The organism is uncultured Novosphingobium sp. (assembly GCF_964277725.1).
GTDB lineage: Bacteria > Pseudomonadota > Alphaproteobacteria > Sphingomonadales > Sphingomonadaceae > Novosphingobium > Novosphingobium fluoreni.
In genome coordinates this window covers 1-3,967 of the sequence record NZ_CAXYKL010000232.1, presented here as the reverse complement: position 1 = coordinate 3,967, position 3,967 = coordinate 1, and the positions used below count along the sequence as shown (strand labels likewise).

The 3,967-nt window shown below is 68.8% G+C and carries 3 protein-coding genes and 1 pseudogene; all 4 read right to left on the bottom strand.

Translation table 11 applies throughout. From position 1 onward, the window contains the following. The coding region (locus ACHWRX_RS13120; RefSeq protein WP_394659527.1) for a DUF455 family protein at positions 1-394 on the bottom strand (394 nt) is incomplete at its 3' end. A 116-nt stretch (positions 395-510) separates the two neighbouring features. Next, positions 511-984: a peroxiredoxin gene (locus ACHWRX_RS13115; RefSeq protein ID WP_394659526.1), complete on the bottom strand. Its 474-nt coding sequence runs from the start codon at positions 982-984 to the stop codon at positions 511-513. Beyond that, a complete protein-coding gene (locus ACHWRX_RS13110; protein WP_394659525.1) occupies positions 985-3,714 on the bottom strand; it encodes a bifunctional [glutamine synthetase] adenylyltransferase/[glutamine synthetase]-adenylyl-L-tyrosine phosphorylase in 2,730 nt (909 codons plus the stop codon). A gap of 149 nt (positions 3,715-3,863) precedes the next feature. Next, a pseudogene (locus ACHWRX_RS13105) lies at positions 3,864-3,967 on the bottom strand (electron transfer flavoprotein subunit alpha/FixB family protein); the annotation flags it as partial.

Sequence of the window (3,967 nt, the reverse complement as noted above, 5' to 3'; positions counted from 1 at the left end):
GCTCGATCAACGCGAAGTGCATCGCCTCTTCCGCCGCGATCTGCAGGAAGTCCGCCACGAATGCTTCACCCAGCTGCGCGCCGAAGCGGCCCGCCATGTCGAGTGCCAGGTCTATCGCCACGAACTCGATGTGCGCCACTGCGTGCCATAGCGCGAGCCTGCCGCGCACCGACCCGGCCTTGCCGCGCCTGAGCATACGGTTGGGCGGCAGCAGTTCCGGCGCATCGGGCCGCCCTGGCGCGTCCGGCATCGGCGTGTCGAACCGGAAGGCCAACCGGCCAAGCCGCCAGTCGCGCGCGACCTTGCGTGCCGCTATGACCTTGGCCCGGGGCTGGCGCGTCAGCAGCGCGGCGTTGATGGCTTGGGAGAGGGAGGGCAAAGGTGCCATGGGCATGACTTCGGCTTGTTTCGTGTCGCGCGGATTCGAGACGAAAGCGGTGGGCCCCACCGTGTCTCGACTTCGCGCGATACGAACGGGTCTGGCGTGATCGCGATCCGCCTCGTCGGAAGTCAAAGCTCTCGGGCCGCCTCAAGCACCGCTTGCGCGTGGCCCTTCACTTTCACCTTGTCCCATACTTTGGCGATCTTGCCCGCCGCGTCGAGCAAGTAGGTGGTGCGCACCATACCCATGTAGGTGCGGCCGTAATTCTGCTTCTCGGTCCAGATGCCCAGCGCATCGGAGAGGCCGCTTTCGGCGGCGTCACTGGCGAGCGGGACCGCCAGATCATGCTTGGCGATGAACTTGGCGTGCTTGGCCGGCGGGTCCTTGCTCACGCCCAGCAGGGCGACGCCGGCCTTTTCGAACTCCGGCTTGAGTTGGGTGAAATCGATGTTCTCTGTGGTGCAGCCCGGTGTATCGTCCTTGGGATAGAAGAACACGACGAGCGGCTTGCCGGCAAAATCGGACGGCTTCACCGTGCTGCCATCCGGCGTTTCCATCGCGATGTCGGGGAAGGCATCGCCCACGTTCGGCTTGTCGCTCATCTACGCAATCTCCAGTTCTTCGCCAAAGGCGTCTGCCCACGCCGCGCCCACCACCGCGCGCGCAGCGGCCAGGCTTGCCAGCAATACGTCCCAATCACCGCAAGCGCAGCTGCGCGCAAGGGCCTGGCGCGCGGCGATCGGCGGCACTTGCGAATCGGGGGCCAGCAGCCGGGCGGCCACCAGGAAGCGGGTCAGCACCGCCTGTGCTGCTGCCAGCGCGGGAGGGACCAGCGCGGCGGCCACCAGCGCGGCGACGGCAGAGCCCAGCTCCGGCTCCAGCCCCACGCCTTCGCGCAATTGCAGATAGTGGACCAGGAACTCCAGATCGACCAGACCGCCCCGCGCCAGCTTGATGTCCAGCGGCCCTTGCGGCGGCTTATGGCGCGCCATGGTCGCGCGCATCTCCAGCACGTCGGCCTTCAGCTTGGCGGGGTCGCGCGGCTTGGTGAGGACTTCGCGCACGGTTTCGCACACCGCGCCTTGCCCTTGCGGCGAGCCGTAGATCGGCCGCGCGCGCGCCAGCGCCATGTGCTCCCAGGTCCAGGCCTGCTCACGCTGATAGCGCGCGAAGCTTTCGATGCTGGCGGCGGGTGGGCCTTGCTCGCCCGAGGGACGCAGCCGCGTGTCGATATCGAACAGCGCGCCTTCCGCCGTGGGTGCGGAGAGGGCGGCGATCACCCGCTGGCTGAGGCGGTTGAAGTACAGCGTCGCACCGATCGGCCGCCGCCCGTCAGATTCGCGATCGAAATCGCCGGTGAACAGGAACACGATGTCGAGGTCCGACGCGTGGGTCAGCACCCCGCCACCGAACCGGCCCAGCGCCACGATCAGCAGTTCGCCACCCGGCACCGACCCGTGATTGTGGCGGAACTCGGCCGTGGCGGCATCGGTCAGCACGCGGCAGGCGGCCTGCGCCACCCGCGCCATCGCCGCGCCGATCGCGATCGGATCACGCGTGCCCTCGATCAGTTGCACGCCCAGCGCAAAGCGCCACTCGCCCACTTTGCGCCGCACGGTATCCAGCACCTGCTCGTAGTCGGCACCCGCTTCGAAGCGGGATAGCTCCTGAACCAGTTCGGGCACTTCGCCCGGCAGGTCGAGCGCGCTGGCGTCGATCAGGGGGTCCAGCAGATCGGCCCGGCGGGCCAGAGCATCGGCCAGCGGCGGGGCCAGGCCCAGGATATGCGCCAGGCGCACCGTCAGGCCGGGGCGCGCTTCCAAAAGGCGGAACAAGTTGATGGCGCTGGGCAGATTGTCCAGCAGCCGCTCCCACCGGGCCAGCGCCTGCTGCGGCTCGGGCGAGGCGGCCAGCGCGGCCAGCAAATCGCCGCGAATCGCCTCGAACGCAGAGCGGGCCGCATCCGATCGCAAGGCGCGCATCCGCCCGCTGGTCCATCCCTCGACCCGCTCGGCCGTGGCCTCGGGATCGGCAAAACCCAGCTTCGCCACGGTCTCGGCCAAGGGTTCGGCGTTCCGGGTGCGGCCGCAATCGGTGGCGGCATGGGCATGGATCAGCCCATCGTAAAGGTCGCCCACCCGCGCGGTGATCGCCGCCACTTGCGCCACCAGCGCCGCGCCATCGGGCAGCCCGTCCAGCCGGGCGACATTGTCCAGCGCCTCGGCGGTCGCGGGCAGGGCGTGGGTCTGCTGGTCCTGCACCATCTGCAACCGGTGCTCGATCGTGCGCAGGCGATCATAGCTTTCGCCCAGCAGCAGCGCCATGTCCGCACCGATCAGGCCCGCCCGCGCCAGCGCGTCCAGCGTCGCGCGCGTGCCCCGCAGCCGCAAGTCGGGGTTGCGGCCGCCGTGGATCAGCTGGTGGATTTGCGCGTAGAACTCGATCTCGCGGATGCCGCCGCGCCCTTTCTTGAGGTCGAACCCCGGGCCCGCCTCGGCCATGCCGCGCGCGCTGTCGCGGATGCGCAGGGTGAGACGGCCAATATCCGCGATCGCGCCGAAATCCAGGCTGCGCCGCCACACGAACGGGCGAATCGCATCCAGGAAGCGCTGGCCCGCCCCGATATCTCCCGCGCAGGCCCGTGCCCGGATGAACGCCGCCCGCTCCCACGCGAGCGCGGAGGTTTCGTAATGAGTCAGCGCGGCATCGACCGAAATCGCGAGTGGGCTGACTTCGGAAGCGGGGCGCAGCCGCAGATCGACGCGAAAGACGTAGCCTTCGGCGGTGACGCTGGAGAGTGTTTCCACCACGGTGCGCGCCACCCGCTGCGCCGCTTCGCCCGGCTCGTCCCGTTCGCGCCGGGGGAGGAGAGCGGGATCGTAAAGCAGGATCGGATCGATGTCCGAACTGTAATTCAGTTCGCGCGCGCCGTGCTTGCCCAGCGTCAGCGCCAGAAAGCCGGCGGGCTGCGTCGCAGGATCGAAGTCCGGCGCGCGGCGGCGGATGCCCGCCGTGATCGCGGCATCCAGCGCACGATCGGCAAAGTCGGACAGGGCGCCGGTCACCCGCAGCAGCGGGAACGCCCCCGCCAGGTCGCCGATCGCCAGCGCCAGCGCCAGGGCCTGCTTCTCACGCCGCAGCGCCGTGCCGACATCGCTCGCGCCGTCGCCCGCCGACTTGGCCCAAGTCAGCGCGGCCTCGCCCTCACCGGAGGCGAGCAACGCCGTAAGATCCGGCAAGCGGTCCAGCGCGCGCGACAAATACGGCGCATGGGCATGGGCGCGGGCAAGGGCGCCGGTCCAGTCATGGGCGGAGGGCGGCGTCTGGTTCATCGTTCCCCGTGTCGCACGATCCGCGCGAACAGTGCTAGAGGCGCCGGACGAAAACCTTCGTTAAAGCGATCCGTCACTCCTCCACGCCGGCCAAACAAAAACCCGGCCATCGCTGACCGGGTTCTCGTGATACGGTTGTGATCTGCGGATCAGAGCTTGCTTGTCAGCTCCGGAACGATCGTGAACAGATCGCCCACCAGGCCGATGTCTGCCACTTGGAAGATCGGTGCGTCCTCGTCCTTGTTGATGGCGA